18 protein-coding genes are annotated in these 19,730 nt (G+C 74.3%); 10 read left to right on the top strand and 8 right to left on the bottom strand.

Translation table 11 applies throughout. The annotated features are described in order from the left end of the window. The first annotated feature begins 14 nt into the window (after window positions 1-14). The 7 genes from BN6_RS18870 to BN6_RS18840 all read left to right on the top strand — a co-directional run bounded on the left by BN6_RS18870 (window position 15) and on the right by BN6_RS18840 (window position 7,669). Window positions 15-1,004 (top strand): sigma-70 family RNA polymerase sigma factor, encoded by a 990-nt coding sequence (locus BN6_RS18870; protein ID WP_015101301.1) that lies wholly within the window; start codon window positions 15-17, stop codon window positions 1,002-1,004. Window positions 1,005-1,240: 236 nt separating this feature from the next. After that, window positions 1,241-2,383: an epoxide hydrolase family protein gene (locus tag BN6_RS18865; protein WP_041313250.1), complete on the top strand. Its 1,143-nt coding sequence runs from the start codon at window positions 1,241-1,243 to the stop codon at window positions 2,381-2,383. Beyond that, window positions 2,380-3,690, top strand: a complete 1,311-nt coding sequence (locus BN6_RS18860) for a cytochrome P450 family protein (protein WP_015101299.1) — start codon at window positions 2,380-2,382, stop codon at window positions 3,688-3,690. Before BN6_RS18865 ends, BN6_RS18860 begins: the two co-directional genes overlap by 4 nt. 10 nt (window positions 3,691-3,700) lie before the next feature. After that, window positions 3,701-5,071 carry an FAD-dependent oxidoreductase gene (locus BN6_RS18855; RefSeq protein ID WP_015101298.1) on the top strand — a complete coding sequence of 457 codons (1,371 nt, stop codon included), beginning with the start codon at window positions 3,701-3,703 and terminating at the stop codon, window positions 5,069-5,071. Between the two features lie 63 nt (window positions 5,072-5,134). Next, window positions 5,135-6,253 (top strand): sensor histidine kinase, encoded by a 1,119-nt coding sequence (locus tag BN6_RS18850; RefSeq protein ID WP_015101297.1) that lies wholly within the window; start codon window positions 5,135-5,137, stop codon window positions 6,251-6,253. Further along, window positions 6,250-6,978, top strand: coding sequence for a response regulator (locus BN6_RS18845; protein ID WP_084672706.1), 729 nt, complete (start codon window positions 6,250-6,252; stop codon window positions 6,976-6,978). Before BN6_RS18850 ends, BN6_RS18845 begins: the two co-directional genes overlap by 4 nt. Window positions 6,979-7,009: 31 nt before the next feature. After that, a complete protein-coding gene (locus tag BN6_RS18840; protein WP_015101295.1) occupies window positions 7,010-7,669 on the top strand; it encodes a DUF2306 domain-containing protein in 660 nt (219 codons plus the stop codon). On the opposite strand, the gene BN6_RS18835 is transcribed toward BN6_RS18840, so the two are convergent. The 3 genes from BN6_RS18835 to BN6_RS18825 are packed head-to-tail and all read right to left on the bottom strand — an operon-like array spanning window position 7,641 to window position 10,301. After that, window positions 7,641-8,153 carry a hypothetical protein gene (locus tag BN6_RS18835; RefSeq protein WP_015101294.1) on the bottom strand — a complete coding sequence of 171 codons (513 nt, stop codon included), beginning with the start codon at window positions 8,151-8,153 and terminating at the stop codon, window positions 7,641-7,643. The genes BN6_RS18840 and BN6_RS18835 overlap by 29 nt on opposite strands. Beyond that, window positions 8,150-9,616, bottom strand: coding sequence for an ATP-binding protein (locus BN6_RS18830; RefSeq protein WP_015101293.1), 1,467 nt, complete (start codon window positions 9,614-9,616; stop codon window positions 8,150-8,152). The genes BN6_RS18835 and BN6_RS18830 overlap by 4 nt, the downstream gene beginning before the upstream one ends. Before the next feature lie 10 nt (window positions 9,617-9,626). Then, window positions 9,627-10,301: a response regulator transcription factor gene (locus tag BN6_RS18825; RefSeq protein ID WP_041317309.1), complete on the bottom strand. Its 675-nt coding sequence runs from the start codon at window positions 10,299-10,301 to the stop codon at window positions 9,627-9,629. A 141-nt stretch (window positions 10,302-10,442) separates the two neighbouring features. Between BN6_RS18825 and BN6_RS18820 the strand changes: the two genes are divergently transcribed. Next, window positions 10,443-11,207: an ABC transporter ATP-binding protein gene (locus BN6_RS18820; protein WP_015101291.1), complete on the top strand. Its 765-nt coding sequence runs from the start codon at window positions 10,443-10,445 to the stop codon at window positions 11,205-11,207. Further along, the gene (locus BN6_RS18815) at window positions 11,207-13,744 is read left to right on the top strand and encodes an ABC transporter permease (protein ID WP_015101290.1); all 2,538 of its coding nucleotides are present in this window, start codon (window positions 11,207-11,209) and stop codon (window positions 13,742-13,744) included. The genes BN6_RS18820 and BN6_RS18815 overlap by 1 nt, the downstream gene beginning before the upstream one ends. A 150-nt stretch (window positions 13,745-13,894) precedes the next feature. Here BN6_RS18815 and BN6_RS18810 read toward each other — a convergent pair whose 3' ends face one another. Beyond that, on the bottom strand, window positions 13,895-14,713 hold the full coding sequence (locus BN6_RS18810; protein ID WP_051075643.1) for a DUF1684 domain-containing protein: 819 nt from the start codon (window positions 14,711-14,713) through the stop codon (window positions 13,895-13,897). Window positions 14,714-14,879: 166 nt separating this feature from the next. Next, window positions 14,880-15,602 carry a VCBS repeat-containing protein gene (locus tag BN6_RS18805; RefSeq protein WP_148302928.1) on the bottom strand — a complete coding sequence of 241 codons (723 nt, stop codon included), beginning with the start codon at window positions 15,600-15,602 and terminating at the stop codon, window positions 14,880-14,882. Between the two features lie 251 nt (window positions 15,603-15,853). On the opposite strand from BN6_RS18805, the gene BN6_RS42125 reads away from it, so the two are divergent. Further along, window positions 15,854-16,432: a helix-turn-helix domain-containing protein gene (locus BN6_RS42125; RefSeq protein WP_015101287.1), complete on the top strand. Its 579-nt coding sequence runs from the start codon at window positions 15,854-15,856 to the stop codon at window positions 16,430-16,432. A 52-nt stretch (window positions 16,433-16,484) separates the two neighbouring features. Here the strand turns inward: BN6_RS42125 and BN6_RS18795 are convergent, their stop codons facing one another. From BN6_RS18795 to BN6_RS46790, 3 genes are read right to left on the bottom strand one after another with little or no spacing between them, the layout of a single operon-like run. After that, complete coding sequence (locus tag BN6_RS18795) at window positions 16,485-17,141, bottom strand: response regulator (RefSeq protein WP_015101286.1); 657 nt, start codon at window positions 17,139-17,141, stop codon at window positions 16,485-16,487. Beyond that, window positions 17,123-18,271, bottom strand: coding sequence for a hypothetical protein (locus BN6_RS18790; RefSeq protein WP_015101285.1), 1,149 nt, complete (start codon window positions 18,269-18,271; stop codon window positions 17,123-17,125). The genes BN6_RS18795 and BN6_RS18790 overlap by 19 nt, the downstream gene beginning before the upstream one ends. Continuing rightward, complete coding sequence (locus BN6_RS46790; protein WP_158509411.1) at window positions 18,264-19,316, bottom strand: sensor histidine kinase; 1,053 nt, start codon at window positions 19,314-19,316, stop codon at window positions 18,264-18,266. Before BN6_RS46790 ends, BN6_RS18790 begins: the two co-directional genes overlap by 8 nt. Window positions 19,317-19,730: the final 414 nt, after the last annotated feature.

The following is a 19,730-nucleotide window of genomic DNA, read 5'->3' as shown; positions in this document are numbered from 1 at the left end:
GCAGGAGGACCGCAATGACCACGGTGCACGGCGGCGAGACGGACGAGGACTTCTTCCGGCTCGCCGACCCGTACCGGCGGGAGCTGTTCACGCACTGCTACCGGATGCTGGGCTCGGTGCAGGACGCCGAGGACCTGGTGCAGGAGACCTTCCTGCGCGCGTGGCGGGCCTACGAGCGGTTCCAGCACCTGTCGTCGCTGCGCACCTGGCTCTACCGGATCGCCACCCGGGCCTGCCTGACCGCCCTGCACACCCGCGCCCGCCGGCCGCTGCCGGTCGACCTGGGCGGCCCGGCCGCCGACTTCGCCGACCCCGGCCCGGCCCGGCACGACGTGCCGTGGCTGCAACCGGTCCCGGACGCCGCCGTGCCCGGCGGCCCGGACGACCCGGCGGGCATCGTGACCGCGCGGGAGAGCATCCGGCTGGCGTTCGTCGCCGCCCTCCAGCACCTGCCGCCGCGCCCGCGCGCGGTGCTGATCCTGCGGGACGTGATGGGCTGGCGCGCCGCCGAGGTGGCCGACGTGCTCGACACCACGCCGACCGCCGTGCACAGCTCGCTGCGGCGTGCCCGCGCCCAGCTCGAGGAGGTCTCGCCCCGGCGTGACCGCACGGTGGAGCCGCCCGCCGCCGAGCAGCGCGAACTGCTCGACCGCTACGTCACCGCGTTCGAGAACCACGACGTCACCACCCTCGTGGAGCTGTTCACCGCGGACACCACCTGGCAGATGCCGCCGCAGCCCACCTGGTACCGGGGCGCGGCGACCATCGCCGGGCACCTGGCGACCTGGTGCGCGGGCGGTCCGGGCGACGTGCGGCTGGTGCCGACCAGGGCCAACGGCCAGCCCGCGTTCGCCACCTACCGCCGCGCCACCCCCGGCGACCGGCACCGCATCACCTGCCTCCAGGTGCTGACCCTGACGTCGACGCACATCACCCAGGTCGTCACGTTCGCCGACCCGGCGCTGTGCGCGTCCTTCGGTCTCCCGGAGACGTTGCCCGCCTAGTCCGCGGCCGGAACCACGCCCCGGCACCCGCGTAATCAGCGATACGCGCCGGCTGTTCGGCGTGCACCTCCATTCGTGCTTTTCCGCCGATTCTTCTCCGAATGTGCGCCATGCCGCCGTGATCGGGTCGATCGCACTCCGGGAGATGCGTCGACCGTTTCGGCCGGCCGATGCTCGCGGTGCCGGGAATTCGTGCAATCGCCCGGCCCGTCGGGCAGCCGGACAGCGAGGATGCGATGAGGCCGTTCACGATCGATGTCGCGCAGGAGGACCTGGACGACCTGCGGGCCCGGCTCGCCCGCACCCGCTGGCCGGACTCGCCCGGCGGGACCGGGTGGGAGCGCGGGGTGCCCCTGGCCGAACTCCGCGAGCTGGCGGAGTACTGGCGCACCGGGTTCGACTGGCGCGCCGAGGAGGAGCGGCTCAACGCGTTCCCCCAGTTCGTCACCGAACTCGACGGCGCGCCCGTGCACTTCCTGCACGTCCGCTCGCCGCGCCCGGACGCGCTGCCGCTGCTGGTCACGCACGGCTGGCCGGGCTCGGTGCGGGAGTTCACCGGGGTCGCGGGCCCGCTGGCCGACCCGGCGGCGCACGGCGGGGACCCGGCGGACGCGTTCCACCTGGTGATCCCGTCCATCCCGGGTTACGGCTTCTCCGGCCCGCCGCCGGACACCGGCTGGGACGTGCCGCGCATCGCCCGCGCCTGGCACGAGCTGATGACCCGGCTGGGCTACCGGCACTACGGGGTGCAGGGCGGTGACGCCGGCTCGCCGATCTCGCTGGCGCTGGGCGCGATGTTCCCCGACCACGTCGTGGGCGTGCACGTGAACATGCTGATGGCCTTCCCGTCGGGCGACCCGGCGGAACTGGCCGCGCTGGACGACGAGGGCCGCCGCCGGCTGGGCCTGCTCCAGGAGTTCGACCTCGACCGGTCCGCCTACATGAAGGTGATGGCGACCCGGCCGCGGACCCTGTCCTACGCGCTGACCGACTCGCCGGTGGGCCAGCTCGCCTGGGTCGCGGAGAAGTTCCACGAGTGGACCGGCGGGGCCGACGCCGTCGACCGGGACGCGCTGCTGGCGATCGTCTCGATCTACTGGCTGACCGGCACGGCGGGCTCGTCCGCCCAGTTCTACTACGAGGGCGCGGCGGCCGTGCGCGCCGCGGCGTCCGGCTCGCCACCACCGCGGGTGCCGGTGCCGATCGGGGTGGCGGTGTTCCCGCACGACCTGTTCGTGCCGGTGCGCGCGTTCGCCGAGCGCGACCACCCGTCCATCGTCCGCTGGACCGAGTTCGACCGCGGCGGCCACTTCGCGGCCCTGGAGCAACCCGACCTGTTCACCGGCGACGTCCGCTCGTTCTTCCGGGAGGTCCGATGAGCACCACCGACCCGACGACCCACGACCGGAGCGCCGGCGCCCCGGCGGCCGCCGACGGCTGCCCGGCCCACGCGCCCGCGGCCACCGGCTGCCCGGTCCTCGACCCGACCGGCCGCGACCTGCACGGCTCGACCGACGACCTGCGCGCCCGAGGCCCGGCGGTGCGGGTGGTGCTGCCCGGTGGCGTGCACGCGTGGGCGGTCAACGAGCACCGGACCATCCGCAAGGTGCTCACCGACCCGAGGGTGACCAAGAGCGCGCGCAGCCACTGGCCCGCGTTCATCGAGGGCCGGATCCCGCCGGACTGGGAGATGATCAGCTGGATCGCCATGGACAACATGGTGACCGCGCACGGCAAGGAGCACGTCCGGCTGCGCCGGCTGGTGGGCAAGGCGTTCACCGCGCGGCGCACCGAGGCGATCCGGCCGTGGATCGTCAAGCTCGCCGACGAGCTGGTGGACGCCCTGGCCGACACCGACCCCGGCGAGGTGGTGGACCTGCGGGAGCGGTTCGCCTACCCGCTGCCCGCGCGGCTGGTCGCCGACCTGATCGGGATGTCCGAGGACGCCCGCGCCAAGACCGCGAAGGTGATCGACCTGATGGTCGACACGACGGTCACCCCCGAGCAGGCGCAGGGCGTGCTGGCGGGCTGGCGCGGCGCGATGGCGGAGCTGATCGCAGAGAAGCGCCGGTTCCCCGGCGAGGACATCACCAGCGACCTGGTGGCGGCCCGGGACGAGGACGGGTCGCGACTGTCCGAAGAGGAGCTGACCGACACCATCTTCGCCATCCTGGGCGCGGGGTCCGAGACCACCATCAACTTCTTCGACAACGCGATCACCGCCCTGCTCGTCCACCCCGGGCAGCGCGCGCTGGTCACCTCCGGCGCGGCGTCCTGGGACGACGTGATCGACGAGACGCTGCGCGTGCAGTCGCCGCTGGCGAACCTGCCGCTGCGCTACGCCGTCGAGGACGTCGAGCTGGACGGGGTCACCATCCCGAAGGGCGACCCGATCCTGGTCAACTACAGCGCCTACGGGCGCGACCCGGGGCTGCACGGCGCGGGCGCGGGCGAGTTCGACCTGTCCCGCGCCGACAAGGAGCACCTCTCGTTCGGCCTGGGCCCGCACTACTGCCTCGGCGCGGGCGTGGCCCGCTCGGTGGCCTCGATCGGGCTGTCCACGCTGTTCGGCCGGTTCCCGGAGATGGCCCTCGCGGTCGAGCCGGGTGACCTGGAACCGCTGCCCACGTTCATCATGAACGGCCACCAGGCCCTGCCCGTCCGGCTGCGCCCGGCCGGGAACTGAAGGAGGGACCATGGTTTCCGCCAACGGTCGACGGGCGGTGGTGCTCGGCGGCAGCATGGCCGGGCTGCTGGCCGCCCGGGTGCTGGCCGACCGCTACGACGAGGTCCTGGTGGTGGACCGCGACCGGCTGACCGGGGTGACCACCGCCCGGCAGGGCGTCCCGCAGGGCCGGCACGTGCACGGCCTGCTCGCGCGCGGCCAGCAGGTCCTGGACGAGCTGTTCCCCGGCTTCACCACCGAGGCGGTGGCGGCCGGGGTGCCCACCGGGGACCTGGGCGAGCTGCGCTGGTTCTTCAACGGCCGCCGGCTGGCCCCGAAGTCGACCGGGCTCACCTGCGTCTCGGCCGCCCGCCCGGTGCTGGAAAGCCTGGTGCGCAACCGGTTGTTGGCCATCCCGAACGTCGTGCTGGCCGAACGCCACGACATCCTCGGACTGGTGACGACGCCCGACCGCGGCACGGTGGTCGGCGTGCGGGTCGCCCCGCGCCCGCCGGAGCCCCAGGCGGAACGGGTGGTGGACGCCGATCTCGTGGTGGACGCGACCGGCCGGGCCACCCGGACCCCGCTGTGGCTGGAGGAGATCGGCTACGCCCGGCCGCCCGAGGACCGCATCCGGATCGACCTCACCTACACCACCCGCCGCTACCGGCTGCCCGACGAGTCGGTGCTCGACGGCGACCTGTCGATCAACCCGGTGTCCACGCCGAGCCACCCGCGCGGCGCGTTCTTCTCCCGGGTGGAGAACGGCGACAGCATGTTGTCGCTCACCGGGGTGCTGGGCGACAGCGCGCCCACCGACGACGAGGGGTACCTGGCGTTCGTCCGGTCGCTGCCGGTGCCGGACGTGTACGACGTGATCAAGGACGCGCGGCCGTTGGACGACCCGGTGTCGTTCCGCTACCCGGCGAGCGTGCGCCGCCGGTTCGAGGCGCTGGACCGGATGCCCCGGCACTTCGTCGTGCTGGGCGACGCGGCGTGCAGCTTCAACCCGGTGTACGGGCAGGGCATGACGGTCGCGGCGCTGGAGTCGCTGACCCTGCGCGACCACCTGGCGGGCGGCGGCGCGCCGGATCCGCTCGCGTTCCAGCGGGACGTCTCGGCGGTCATCGACGTGCCGTGGGACATCTCGGCGGGCGGCGACCTCGGGTTCCCCGGCGTGACCGGGAAGCGGACGCTGGCGACCCGGATCGGCAACGCCTACAGCAGCCGGATGCAGGCCGCCGCGGTGCACGACGGCGAGGTGACCCGGACGTTCATGCGGGTGGCCGGCCTGGTGGAGCCGCCCGGCGCGCTGATGCGCCCGAGGATGCTCCTGCGCGTGCTGGGCCGCTCCGGGCGGACCGCGCCGCCGCGCGAACCGGCCGACCACCAGGTGGCCTGACCGCGGTCGGGAGGTGTACTTCCGGCTGATCCGGCGGGGTGCGCCGGCTCGTACCATGAGCCGGTGCACACCCTCCTCCGCTCGGTGTGGCGAGAGCCACGACCCACCCCCGGACCACCACGGGTGTGGTGGGACTGGGCGCTGGTGGGCGCGTTCGCGCTGATCGGCGTGGTGGAGGCGGTGAGCCGGCCACTGGCCGACCCGGTGCTGTCGGCGGCGGTGACGGTCGGGCTGACGCCGGTGCTGCTCCACCGGCGGTCCCGGCCGCTGGCGGCGATCGCGGTCGCGTTCGGACTGTCCGCCGCGCTGACCGTCGTGCTGGGGCGGGAGTTCCCCGAACAGGGCGCGATGGCCTACCTGCTGCTGCTGCCGTTCGCGCTGTTGCGGTGGGGCTCCGGTCGGGACGCGGTGCTCGGGACCGCGCTCATGCTCGGCAAGGTCGGGCTGTCGGCGGCGCTCGGCCACCTGCCGCCGGCCGACGCGCTCGCCGGAGCGCTGGTCCTGGCGCTCGCCGTGGCGCTGGGCGCGGCGGTCCGCTACCGGTCGCGCGCGCGGAGCCGGGAGTTGGACCAGGTGAAGCTGCTGGAACGGGAACGGCTCGCGCGCGACCTGCACGACACCGTCGCGCACCACGTGTCGGCGATGGCGATCCGGGCCCAGGCGGGCATCGCGCTCGCGCCGACCGACCCGACCGCCGCCGTCGAGGCGCTGCGGGTGATCGACGCCGAGGCCGCGCGGGCGCTGGACGAGATGCGCGGCATGGTCCGGATCCTGCGCCGGGAACGGCCGGACCTGGCACCCGGCGCGGGGCTGGCCGACCTCGACCGGCTCGCCTCCCGGACCCGACCGGTGGTCGAGGTGGAGGTGGTCGGCGACGCCGACGACCTGCCGGCACCGGTCGGCGCGGCGGTCTACCGGCTGGCCCAGGAGGCGGTCACCAACGCCCGGCGGCACGCCCGGCACGCCACCCGGATCGACGTGCGGGTGGAGGTCGGGGCGACGGCCGTGCGGCTGCGGGTGCACGACGACGGCGCGACCCGCCCGGCCGGCCCGCCGGGGTACGGGCTGACCGGCATGATCGAGCGGGCCGACCTGCTCGGCGGCACCTGCGAGGCGGGCCCGGACGCCGGGCGCGGCTGGACCGTGACGGCCGTGCTGCCCACGACCGCGGCGGCGGTGTGAGCACCCGGGTGCTGGTCGCCGACGACCAGGAGATCGTCCGCACCGGCCTGGCCATGATCCTCGACGCGCAGCCCGGCATCACCGTCGTCGGCACCGCCGAGGACGGCCGGCAGGCGGTGGACCTGGCCCGCCGGCTGCGCCCGGACGTGTGCCTGTTCGACATCCGGATGCCCGTGCTCGACGGCATCGAGGCGACCCGCCTGCTCGCCGGCCCGGCGGTCGAGGACCCGCTCGCGGTCGTCGTGATCACCACGTTCGACCACGACGAGTACGTCTACGCCGCGCTGCGCGCCGGGGCACGCGGGTTCCTGCTGAAGAACGCCGGGGCGGACCTGCTGGCGCAGGCCGTGCACGCCGCCGCCGACGGTGACGCGCTCATCGCGCCCAGCGTCACCGCCCGGCTGCTGGCCGACTTCGCCGCGACCGGGTCGGCGACCCCGCCGGTCCAGCCGGTCGACCCGCTGACCGACCGCGAGGAGCAGGTGCTGGCGGCGGTGGCGCGCGGGCGCACCAACAACGAGATCGCCGACGAGCTCCACGTCACGCTCAGCACGGTCAAGTCGCACATCACCAACCTGATGACCAAGCTCGGCGCGCGGAACCGGGTCGAGATCGCCATCTGGGCCTACGAGACCCGGCGGGTGCGCGGCGGTGCCCGACCAGCCGGAAGTACTACGCCGGGACCGGACTTGCGGACAGGGCGGTTCCGGCCCGGGGTCGGATGACCCGCACGGCTTTGACCAGCACGATCACCGTATGACAAGACGAACCCGGCAGTGGCCGGTGCCCGCCGGCCTGATCGCGCTGAGCCTGGTCCCGGTGGTGGCCGGCGGCGTGCGGCTCACCCAGCTCACCGCCGGCGGGCCGGTCGGCCCGGACAACGCCCGGTTCTTCGCGATGCCCGTGCCGGTGGTGCTGCACATCGGGTGCGCCACGGTGTTCTGCGTGCTGGGGGCGTTCCAGTTCGTGCCGGCGCTGCGGCGACGCCCGTGGCACCGCAGGGCGGGCCGCGTGGTGCTCCCGTGTGGACTGGTCGCGGCGCTGTCCGGGCTGTGGATGACGGTGGCCTACCCGTGGCCGGCGGGCGACGGACCGGTGCTCTACGGGTTGCGGCTGCTGTTCGGCACGGCGATGGCGGTCGCCCTGGTGCTCGGGTTCCGCGCGGTTCGTCGGCGGGAGTTCGCGGCGCACAGCGCCTGGGTGATGCGCGGGTACGCGATCGGGATCGGCGCGGGCACGCAGGCCGTGGTGACGGCCGCGTGGTTCATCCCGTTCGGCGCGCCCGACGAGACCACCCGCGCCCTGTTGCTGGGCGCGGGCTGGCTGATCAACCTCGCGGTGGTCGAGTGGCGGCTGCGCCGGGTCCGCCCGGCAGCCGCGTCGAAGCTCAGGTCTGCGGCCACATCGAGTAGATGACGTCCGCCCCGTCGGTGCACACGACCTGCGGCAACGCCGGTTCCGGCACCTGGTTGCAGGTCATCCCGGCGACCACCAGCGGCGGCCGGCCCGCGGTCGGGTCGTGCCGCTCGGCGTAGTAGTCGACCAGGACCGCGCCGGCCTGGTCGCAGTTCAGCCGGCCGGACGGGGTCTCGACCACGGCGGCCAGCATCGGCTTGCCGAGCGCGCCGGTGAAGGGCTGGTCGCAGAACCGGGTGGGCGCGGACTCGTCGATCGGGGGCAGCGGCAACGGGCTGTCGGTGGGTTCCTCCGGACTGGGCGTGTCCGGCGCGGACGTGTCCGGGTTGGTCGGTTCCGGGCCGGTCGACTCGGGGCCGGTCGATTCGGGGCTGGACGTCGCCGTCGTGGGCAGGGCGGCCGTGGTGCCGGTGGAACTGCTGCCCGTCACGTTCACGGTGCAGCCCGCGAGCAGGACGAGTGCGGCGAAGAGGACGATTCTCACGCACGTGGACTCGTTTCGGCGGGGTGATCCGTTAGCAACGGCAGCGTGGCCACCAGCAGGGCGCCGGTGTCGCTGTCGGCCACCCGCAGCGTCCCGCCGTGCCGCCACGCGATCCCGCGCGCGATGGCCAGGCCCAGTCCCGACCCGCCGGTGTCCCGGGCGCGGGCGTCGTCCAGCCTGGTGAACCGCTCGAACACCCGCTCGCGCTCCTCGGGCGGGATGCCGGGGCCGTCGTCCAGCACCTCGACCACGGCCTCCGACCCCGCTGCCCGGACCCGGACGGTGACCTGCGAGCGGGCGTGCCGCTCGGCGTTGTCCAGGAGGTTGCGCAGCAACCGGTCCAACCGCACCAGCCGGCCGCGCACGAGCACCTCCCCCTCGGCGGAGCACCGCACGAGCGGACCGCGTTCGGCGGCCTGCTCGTGGGCGAGCACCGCGAGGTCGACCTCGACCGGCGGCACCGGGTCGCCCGCCTCGCTCTCGGCCAGCAGCAGCAGGTCCGCGACGAGGTCTTGGAGGCGTTGGACGTCGCCCAGCGCGCGGCTCGCGGTGCGCGGCCAGTCGGCGCGGTCGGCGTGCACCAGCGCGACCTCCAGCCCGGCCCGCAGGTTCGCCAGCGGGCTGCGCAGCTCGTGACTGGCGTCGGCGACGAACCGCTGCTGCCGGCGGTGCGCCTGTTCCAGCCGGTCCAGCGTGGCGTTGGTGGTGTCCGCGAGCCGGGACACCTCGTCACGGGAGGGCGGCACCGGCACCCGGCGGTCCAGCGCGTGCTCGCCGATCTCGGCCATCTCCCGCCGGATCGCCTCGACCGGCCGCAACGTGCGCCCGGTCGCCAGCCACGCGACCACCATCACGAACAGCACCGCCAACGGGACGGCGTGCAGCAGCAGCTGGCTGACCCCGCGCATCGCCGACTGCGCGTCCCAGGGCAGCACGAACAGGTAGGCGGTGAGCCGGTAGCGGCGGGCGTCGTCGGTGCCGGCGAGGCCGTCCCACGGGGTCGACGCGGCCCGGCCCAGCGGTTCGACCAGCGCGGCGGGCACGTCCCGCGCCACCGCGCCCAGCACCGTGTACGAGCGGTACTCCCGCCAGTCCGGGTGCTCGCCCGGCCGCAGGTCGGTGGTCGTGCGCGTGCTCCAGTCCGCCGGCGCGCCCGCCGGGGCCGGCGGCAGCGCACCCCGGGCCGGGTCCAGCCGGGCCAGGGCGGCACTGCGCACGACGACCTCGCCGGTGTCGGTGACGATCTCGAACAGCGCGTCACCGCTGAGGCCGCCGCCGGCGGCCGCGGGCGGCCGGCCCGACCGCAACGAGTCGACCACCCGACCGAGTTCCGCGCCGGCGGTGCTCTCCGCCGCCCGGAGCTGTCCGTTGTAGACCACGGCCCGCGCCGCGAGGCCACCGAGCCCGAACACGCCCGCGCACGCCAGTCCGGCGGCCAGCGCCGCGCTCGCGCGCAGCGACACCGGCCACCACCTAGGCATCGGCGACCAGCCGGTAGCCCACGCCGCGCACGGTGCCGATCGTGCGGCGGCCGAACGGCGCGTCCACCTTGCGGCGCAACGCGCTCACGTAGACCTCCACGATGTTCGGGTCGCCCTGGTAGGCCATGTCCCAGACCTGGTCGAGGATGTCCGTTTTGGACACCACCTGCCCGGCGTGCCGCGCGAGGCACTCCAGCACCGCGAACTCCTTGGCGGTCAACGCGATCGGCTCGCCGGCCCGCCGGCAGGTCCGCCGGCCCGGGTCGACCACCAGGTCCCCGACCGTGATGACCGGCTCGCGCCCGGCCGCCCCGCGCCGCAGCAGCGCCCGCAGCCGCGCGGTGAGCACCGGGTAGGAGAAGGGCTTGCGCAGGAAGTCGTCGGCCCCGGTGTCCAGCGCCTCGACCTCGTCGTACTCGCCGTTCTTGGCGGTGAGCATGAGGATCGGCGTGGTCACGCCGAGCCGGCGCAGCTCCGCGCACACCCGGTAGCCGTTGAGCACCGGGAGCATGATGTCCAGCACGATCGCCTGGTACGGGTGCTCCTGGGCCAGCCGCAGGCCCTCGCCGCCGTCGTGCGCGAGGTCCACGGCGTAACCGTCCGCCTCCAACCCCCACTGGAGCGTCTCGGCCAGCCGCCGCTCGTCCTCGACCACCAGCACCCGCACGTCCGCCATCCTGGCAGACCGGCGCGACCGGACCTGAAGCGATCTTCAGACCGCTTCAGGGAGCGCTCAGCGCGGTCCTGCCAGCCTGGGCGCGGGCCCGGGGCGGACACCGGGCCGGGACGGACGCGAGGAGAGCAGCACATGGTGGAACTGGTGTCGACACCCCGGCCGGCGGGCGTGCGCACCGCTGTGACCGCCCGGAACCTGGTGAAGGTGTACGGGAGGGGCAACGCCGCGGTCCGCGCGCTCGACGGTGTCGACGTGTCGTTCGAGGCCGGTCGGTTCACCGCGATCATGGGGCCGTCCGGCTCCGGCAAGTCGACCCTGATGCACTGCCTGGCCGGGCTGGACGCGGCCGACTCCGGCACGGTCCACCTCGGAGGGACCGAGCTGACCGGCCGGTCCGACCGGGAGCTGACGCGACTGCGCCGCGACCGGATCGGGTTCGTGTTCCAGGCGTTCAACCTGCTGCCCACGCTGACCGCGGAGGCGAACGTGCTGCTGGGACTGGAGCTGGCCGGGCGCGAGCCGGATCGAGCCTGGTTCGACACCGTCGTGGCCGCGCTGGGCCTGCGGGACCGGTTGCGGCACAAGCCGGCCGAGCTGTCCGGCGGCCAGCAGCAGCGGGTGGCGTGCGCACGGGCGCTGGTGGCCCGGCCCGATGTGGTGTTCGCCGACGAACCCACCGGCAACCTCGACTCCCGGGCGGGTGCCGAGGTGCTCGGGTTCCTGCGCACGTCGGTGCGCGACCTCGGGCAGACCGTGATCATGGTGACGCACGACCCGGTCGCCGCCTCCTACGCCGACCGCGTCGTGCTGCTGGCCGACGGCCGGCTCGCGGGCCAGGTCGAACGGCCGACCGCCGACTCCGTGCTGACCGCGCTGAAGAACCTCGGGAACGTCTGATGCGGCGCACGGTCCTGGCCGGGCTGCGCGCCCGCGTCGCACGCCTGGTGCTGTCGTCGACGGCGATCGTGCTGGGTGTCGCGTTCGTCACGGGCTCGCTGGTGCTGGCCGACGCGGCGCAGGCCGGTCTGCGCGACGCCTACGCCAAGGCCGCGCGCAACGTCGACGTCTCGGTGACCATCGCCACCGGCGCGTACCGCCCGGACCACCCGTTGGACCGCCGCACGGTGGACGCGGTGCGGGCGGTGCCGGGTGTGGCGGCGGCCGAGGGGCGCGAGTCGGCGGCGGTGCCGCTGGTCGACCCGAAGGGCAAAGCCGTCACCGCGGTCGTCGTGGCGCTGCCCGCCGACGAGCCGCTGCGGCCGTTCGACCGGGCAGAGGGGCGCTACCCCGGCGACGACACCGAGGTGGCGTTGGACGTGGACACCGCCGCCAAGTCCGGGTACGCGCTCGGACAGCGCGTCACGCTGCTGGGCACCGACGACCGGGAGCGGGAGTTCACGCTGGTCGGCACGTTCCGGCCGGCGGTGACCAGCGGGGAACTGGCGGCCGGCACCGAACTGGTCGTGCTGCCCGGTGCGCTGCGCGCCGTCGCGCCGGACCGGGGGTTCACCGAGGTGGTGGCGCGCGCCGAACCGGGCACGGACCAGCGGCGGCTGGCCGCGGCCGTCGCCGCCGCGCTCGACCGCGCCGACCTCGCCGTGGCCACCGGGGAGGAGTCGATCGCGGCGCTGGTGCGGCAGACCGCGCCCCAGTCGGGCGGCTTCACCCGGTTCCTGACCGCGTTCTCGGTGGTCGCGCTGCTCGTAGCGGCGATGGTCATCGCGAACACGTTCACCATCCTGGTCTCGCAGCGGACCCGGGAGCTGGCGCTGCTGCGGTGCGTCGGCGCGGGGCGCCGGCAGGTCTTCGCCAGCGTGCTGGCCGAGGCGGGTGTCCTGGGGCTGGTCGCGTCGGCGCTCGGCCTGCTCGGCGGGCTGGGGGTCTCGGCGCTGCTCCAGGTCGGCATCAGCTCGTTCAGCTCGCGCGGCGCGGACTTCACCGTCCACCTGCCGGTGTCCTGGCGGACGGTGGCCGTCGCGTTCGCGGTCGGGGTGCTGGTCACGCTGCTGGCGGCGGTGCTGCCGGCGCGCAAGGCCACCCGCGTGCCGCCGATCGCGGCCTTGCGCACGGCACCGGACGAGGCATCGAGCGGCCGGATCGGGCGGGCCCGGGTCGTGACGGCGGCGGTGTCGGCGGTCGCCGGGGTGGTCGCAGCGGTGATCGGGGTGCGAACCGGCGACCAGGAGGGCGCGGTGTTCGCCACCGTCGCGTCGGCCGCGCTGCTCGGCGCGGTGCTGGTGCTCGGGCCGCTGCTGGTCGGCCCGGTCATCGGCGCGCTCGGTGCGCTCCCCCGCGCCCTGTTCGGGGTGCCGGCCAAGCTCGCCGCGGCCAACGCCCACCGCAACCCCCGGCGGACCGCCGCCACGACCGCCGCGCTGACCATCGGCCTGGCCGTCGTCACGCTGGTGACCAGCGTCGCCGCGGCCGTGCAGAACAGCGCCGACCGCACGGTCGAAGCGCAGTTCCCGTCCGACTACACGATCTCCAGCGCCGTCCACAGCCGACCGCTGACCGATCCGCTGGTCGACGGCCTCGCACGCCTGCCGCAGGTGGCCGTGGCCGCGCCGCGCGACATGGTCAGCGCCGACGTGGGCAGCACGCCCGCCCAGCTCACCGCCGTGCGCGGCGACGCGATCGGCACCGCGGTCCGGCCCGCGCTGCTCAGCGGGGCACTGGACCGGCTGGGGCCGGGTGAGCTGGCGCTGAGCCGGGAACTGGCCGAGCAGACCGGGCTGGCGGTCGGTGACACGGTGCCCACCACGTCCTACGGCGACGAGCGGGTGACGCGGGAGCTGAAGGTCGTCGCGGTGTACGACAAGACCGACGGGCTGGACCTCGGGCTGGTCGAACTGGGCACCTGGCGGCAGTTGCGGCCCGAGGCGACCGGGTACGCCGAGATCCTGGTCAAGCTCAAGCCCGGGGTGTCGGCCGCGCAGGGCCGGGAGGCCGTCGACCGGGCCGCCGCGGCGTCACCGCTGGCACAGGTGGAGAGCTCGGCCGAGGCCCGGGAGCGCAGCGGTGAAGGCGTCCGGCGGATGTTGACCTTCCTCTGGGCGCTGGTCGGCCTGGCCATGCTCATCGCGGTGTTCGGCATCGCCAACACGCTGTCGCTGTCGGTGCTGGAACGCACCCGTGAGTCCGCGCTGCTGCGGGCGCTGGGACTGACCCGGGGTCAGCTGCGCGGGATGTTGGTGGTCGAGTCGCTGCTGATGGCCCTGATGGGCGCGCTGATCGGGACGGCGCTCGGCGTCGGCTCGGCGTGGCTGCTCACCGGGGCGGTCGCCACCCCCACCCAACCGCTGGACTTCACCGTCCCCTTCGGCCAGGTCGGCGCGATGGTGGCGGTGGCGGCGGTCGCAGCGGTACTCGCGGCACTCGTCCCGGCCCGACGGGCGGCACGCACGGCGCTCGTTGCCGGGCTCGGGGACGGCTGAGCCGGGCTCCATGCGTGACGACCTGCGGCCGCCGCGCCGGCGGTCGCGGCGGCGGCGCGCACGACGGTCGTCACCGGGCTTGGGAACGGCTGAGACAGCACCGCGCGTGACGACGGGGCCCACCGCGCCGCCGTCGTCACGCGGGCCGGGTCAGGACCGTTCGTAGGGGGTCAGCTCCCCCGCCTCGACGTCGAACGGCAGGCGGTTGCCCTCCGGCGGCAGGGGGCAGGTCGCGTAGTCGGTGAACGCGCACGGCAGGTTCACCGCGCGGTTGAAGTCGAGCACGACGGTGCCGTCCGCCGCCGGGGCGTCCACGGCCAGCGACCGGTTCGCCGCGTACGTCGTGACGCCGCTGGTGCCGTCGGTGAACAGGATGCTCAGCCCACCGGACGTCCCGTTGAACGCCGTCAGCACGTGCTCGTCCGCCCCGTGCCGGAACCGCACCACGCCGGGCGCGGTGTAGACGTGGCTGAGCCCCTCGACCACCGCGCCGACCGTCGTCGGGCGCGGCTCGTCGAACGGCTCGAAGGTGCCGGTGAGCACCCACTCCGGCTGCGGCCGGTAGCTCGGCACACCCCGGAACGCGCCCAGCGCGGGAGCCGCCGGGTCGTGCACCCGGATCAGGTAGCCGCCCCGGCGGGCCACCTCGATCTCCACCTCACCGGCCACCACCCGGGTGGTGGGACCGCTCTTGACCAGCTCGAACCGCAGCGGACCGGTGACCGGCGCGCCCTCGTGCACGACGTCCGCGCCCTGCGGGTCGAAGTGGGCCGCGTCCTCGTCCTGCCACCAGACGCCGGGCAGGCCGGGGTACGCGCGGGGCGTGTCCGCCAGCCAGTCCAACGACACCAGCGCCAACCAGCCGTGCGGCTCGGCGAGCCGCTGCTCGCGCTCCCGCTTCCACTCCTGCCACCGCTCCGCGAACCCCACGGCCTGTTCCTGGACCACACCGCTCACCGCGCACCTCATTTCGCGAAAAACCGTCGCCGGTGCCAACAAGGCTGCCGCGCGACTATTCCGCGTCCCACCTGACGGGATTTCGCGGACGTGCCGCGGTGCGGGATCGCCGAGGCCGCGATCCCGCACCGGGTGTGCTCCGGCAGTCTTGTTCAGCGAAGTGTCGGTAACCGCCGAATCACACCGGGATGTCCCCGCCGACGCCCCAGGCGGTGGCGAACAGGCCGTTCGCGTACCAGACGCCGTTACTGGGTCGCCACACCGTGTAGTCGGTGCGGTTGTCGCCGTTGAAATCACCGGAAACGGGGATGTCGCCGCCGACACCCCAACCGACAGTGGCGATGCCGCGCACGTACCAGGTGCCGTTGCTCGGCCGCCACACGGTCAGATCCGAGGTGTTGTCGCCGTTGAAATCACCGGTCACCGGGATGTCGCCGCCCACGCCCCAGGCCACCGTGGCGATGCCGCGCACGTACCAGGTCCCGTTGCTCGGCCGCCACACCGTGTAATCGGCGCGGTTGTCGCCGTTGTAGTCGCCCACGACCGGGATGTCCTCACCGCTGCCCCAGTCGACGGTGGCGATGCCGCGCACGTACCAAGTCCCGTTGCTCGGCCGCCACACCGCGTAGTCGGCACGGTTGTCGCCGTTGTAGTCGCCGACCACCGGGACGTCGCCGCCCACGCCCCACACGGAGGTGTCGATTCCGCGCACGTACCAGGTTCCGTTGCTGGGCCGCCACACCGCGATGTCGGTGATGTTGTCGCCGTTGTAGTCGGCGGCCACCGGGATGTCGCCCGCGACTCCCCATTGCACCGTGAACAAGCCCAGCACGTACCAGGTGCCGTTGCTCGGTCGCCAGACCGCGACATCATCCGTTCCGTCACCGTTGAAGTCACCCACCACTCTTTGGGGTGACGAGTCGGAAGCGGCCGAGTAGCTCCGGATCTCGTCGTCCGGTGTGGCGGCCGCTTGTCCCGTGGACAGGCCCAGCACAAGCGAAGCGACCGCGGTCGCACCGGCCAGGAGTCGTTTCCCTAAATTAGGCATGGGGACAGTCTGCGACCGGAGAACACCCCCGAAATCACTCGTTCCGCTCAGTGGACCGGAAAGGAACTTCCGGTTGAATGGCGACCCGAGGGGGTGCAATACGCATGAGCCAGACGGAGTTGGAACGTGGCGTGCTCGGCCGGGCGTTCACCCTGTTGGACGCACTGGTGATCCATCCGGATGGAGCCGGACCGACCTGGATCGCACATTATTGCGGAATACCCAAAGCCACCACCCACCGGTTGCTGCAACAACTCGAAGCGCTGGGCGTGGTCGAGCGGTCCGAGGGCCTGTACCGGCTGGGCTCGCAGGTGTTCCGGCTCGGCCAGGCGTGGGAGCCCTACCCGCACCTGCTGGCCGCGGCCCGGCGGCCGCTGCACGACCTCGCCGCGGCCACCAGGTGCAGCGCCGTGCTCACCGTGCGCTGCCGGCGGGAGGACCTGATCGCGGCCACCAGCATCGTCCGACCCGAGGACGTGCTGCTGCTCAGACCCGGCGGCACCGTGCCGCACGACCTCGACTTCATCGCCGGCCCGGTGCTCACGCCGACCGGGCGGCAGGTCGGCGTGGTCGGGGCCGCCGCGCCCGATCTGCGCCGCCGCGACTTCTTCGGCGACGCCGTCCGGCACGCCGCGCGGGCCGTGAGCGCCGCGCTCGGCCGCGCGCCCAACCCCGTCGGGTGACCCCGGCGCTGCTCCGTTCGGCGACGCCGGCCGCGCGACCGGCCCAGCGGCCCTACAGCTCGTCCAGCCGCACCAGGCCGTCCTGGATCGCGCGGGCGACCAGCGCGGCCTTCGTCGGGGCGGGCCGCCCCGCGTTGGCGTAGCGGATCCGGACGCGGTCGATGTAGCTGTTCACCGTCCGCACCGAGAGGCCGAGCTTGCGGCCGACCATCTCCTTGGACTCGCAGGCGAACCAGTTCACCAGCACGTCGGTCTCGCGCGGGGTCAGCCGGGGCCGCTCCGGGCGGGTGTCGGTGCTGATCGCCCGCGCCATCGCCGGCGGCGTGTACGGCTGGTCGCGGCCGGCCGCGCGGATCGCGTGCACCAGGTGGTCGGGCCCCTCGGTCTTGGCCAGGTAGGCGAACGCGCCCAGGTCCAGGCACACCAGGATGGTGTCGCGGTCCTCCCGCATGGTGTAGACGACCACCCGCCGGCCGGCGTCGACCAGCCGCCGCAGGTCCGCGTAGGCCGGCACCTGGCCGCTCAGGTGCAGGTCGAACACGATCACGTCGGCCGCCAGCCCGGGGTCGGTCCACGCCACCGCCGGGGTCGCGCCGGAGTCCAGCACGTGGACCGGCGGGTCGGCGGCGGCGCACCACGCCTCCAGCCCGGACACGATCGCGGGGTGGTCGTCCACGACCACCACCGTGGTCAGTCCCCCACTCGCCACGTGGCCTCCACCCAGACCCGCGCCCCGTCCACCAGCCGCGTCACGGTCACCCCTGCCGTCCCGATCTCGGCCGTCCCAACCTCACCCGTCCCGATCTCGCCCGTCCCGATCTCGGCGGGTGCGGGCCCGGCCGGCGTGTCGGCCAGCACGCTCACCGCGACGCCCGTCGGCGTCCCGAGCACGGTCACCCGGGCCCGGGAGGCGGTCGCCATGATCCGCAACGCGGGCTCGGTCAACGCCCGGCGCACCTCCAGCGGCGGCGTCGGCCGCTCACCGCACGTACCCAAGTACACCGCGACCCCCTGCCGCTCGGCCAGGTCCACGCACGCCCGCAGCTCGTGCAGCAGCGGGTCCACCACGTCGTCGTGCTCGGCGAACAGCCTCCGGTGCCGGGCCGCCGCCACGGCGTACGCGGCGCGCACCCCGTCGTCGGACAGGTCCGCCGCGCCGGTCGTCAGGTCGGTCAGCAGCGGCACGGTCGTGCCCGCGAGGTCGGCGTAGCGGGCCTGCCGGTCGGCGTGCAGGTGCTCGGCGATGGCGTCCGCCGTGCGCACCCGCTCGGCGCGCAGGGAGGCCGCCGCGGCGGTGGCCGTGAGCCCGCGCAACGCCGCCACCACCGCGACCACCGGCAGTTGGCAGCCGAGCACGACCGTCGTGACGACGACCAGGTCGGCCACCTCGTCCGCCGGCCCGACCAGCAACAACTGCCCGAAGCTCACGACCGTGTGCACGCCCAGGAACACCACCGCCGCCACCGCGCCCCGGCCCACCAGGACCAGCAGCACGAACCAGCCGATCACGCCGTAGGACCACTCGGCCTCCCACATCAGCCGCTCGGGCGCGATGCCGGTGGTGGCCAGCCCGGACGCGGTGAACACCACCGCGACCTGGACCCACCGCGACCGGCCGGGGAACCGCCGGCGCAGCACGTGCCACCCGGACACCAGCAGGACGCCGGTCAGCAGCGCGAAGGCGACCACCTGCCGGGTCAGGTCGCGGTAGACCTCCGGATTGGCGGCCAGCAGCGGCAGGGCGAACCCGCCGAGCGTGGTGGTCGTGATGGCCAGCAGGGCCAGGCGCAGCCGGTGCAGCAGCCGGTCGGTCACGAGGTCGGTGTCCGGTTCACCCATCCGGCCACTCCAGGCGGACCAGGGTGCCCGCGCCGGGCGCACTGGTCACGACCGCGCGCCCGCCGACCCGGTCCATCCGCTGCCCGATGGACCGCGCCAGCCCGCGCCGGTGCGCCGGCACCGCGTCCGGCGCGAATCCCCGGCCGTGGTCCACGACTTCCACGACCACCACCCCGTCCGCCCTGCTCAGGACCACCTCGGCCAGGTCCACCCCGGCGTGTCGGCCCACGTTGGTCAACGCCTCGCGCACCGCGGCGCCCACCGCGGCGGCGGGCACCGCGGCCACCGGCACGGGGCCCGGTGACCGGGTCCGCACCGCGACCGGCGCGTGCCGCGCGACCTCGTCGAGCAGCAGCGCCAGGTCCACCTCGCCCTCGGGGAAGCCCGGTTGCGAGGCGAGCACTTCCAGGTCGCGCACCGCCTGGTCGGCGAGCCACGGCTCGCCGGGGCCGACCATCCGCGACCCGACCGCCAGCAGGGTCGCCGCCGCCGTGTCGTGCAGCAGAGCCAGGTGTTCGCGCTCGTCGTCGCGCCGGGCCGCCGCGACCGCCGCGTCCCGGCGGGCCGAGGCGCTCTCCGCGATCGCCCGGTCGGCGCGCCGCGAACCCTGGAGCACCAGCAGGAACAGCAGTCTCGACAGGCCCGCCTCGCCCAACGACCACAGGCCGATCGGCACCGCGTCGAACCAGCCGTCCGGCGCGGCCAGGAAGTTCCCGGTCAGGTGGGCGGCCACGACGATCGCGGTCAGCAGCGCGCCTGTGCCCGCTGAGGTGAGCCACTGCTGCGCGACGACCGTGCACGACACGACCGCGAACACCCAGTTCGTGCTGTCGCCCAACGACTCCGGCGGCACGAGCCAGCGCTGTGACAAGCACAGCGCCAGGACCACGGCCGTGTCGACCAGGAGCAGGCGACCGCCCCACCGCACGTACACCGCGCTCCACAGCCAGAGCCCGGCGACCACCGACGCCACCACCGGCCGCTGATCGGGCGCGGCCTGGCAGACGGCGGCACCACTCGCGCACAGCAGCACCGCAGCCCGCATCAAAACTGCGTAACGGCGGCCTGTCCGGTGCAGCCCGTCCTCAGTCGCGGCGACTGGAGCTTCCATCCCACCCCTCGACCGGCGAACGTGATCGCGGCGCCCGAGTCTCCCGCACTCCCCCAGCGCGCGCCGGGCACTGCGGGCACTCCACCCGGACAGAGCAACGACACCTTGGCAGCACTCGGACCGACGAAACCCGACATTTGCGGGAAAGCGGCTGGATCCTCGGAGTTCCCACTGGTCCAAATGGTCGTCGTCACGACGAACGGCGGTCGACATCGCGCCGGTGGTCCCTAACGTGCGGTGAATGACCCCGCAGGGACGTCCGCCCGCGCCACGCAGCGGCTGGCAACCGTGGCGGGTGCGCCGGGGCGGGTGCGCCGGAGTTGTGCAGCGCGCTGCCGGACGGGAGCT

This window comes from Saccharothrix espanaensis DSM 44229 (assembly GCF_000328705.1).
GTDB lineage: Bacteria > Actinomycetota > Actinomycetes > Mycobacteriales > Pseudonocardiaceae > Actinosynnema > Actinosynnema espanaense.
This window is presented reverse-complemented; position numbering and strand designations above follow the sequence as displayed.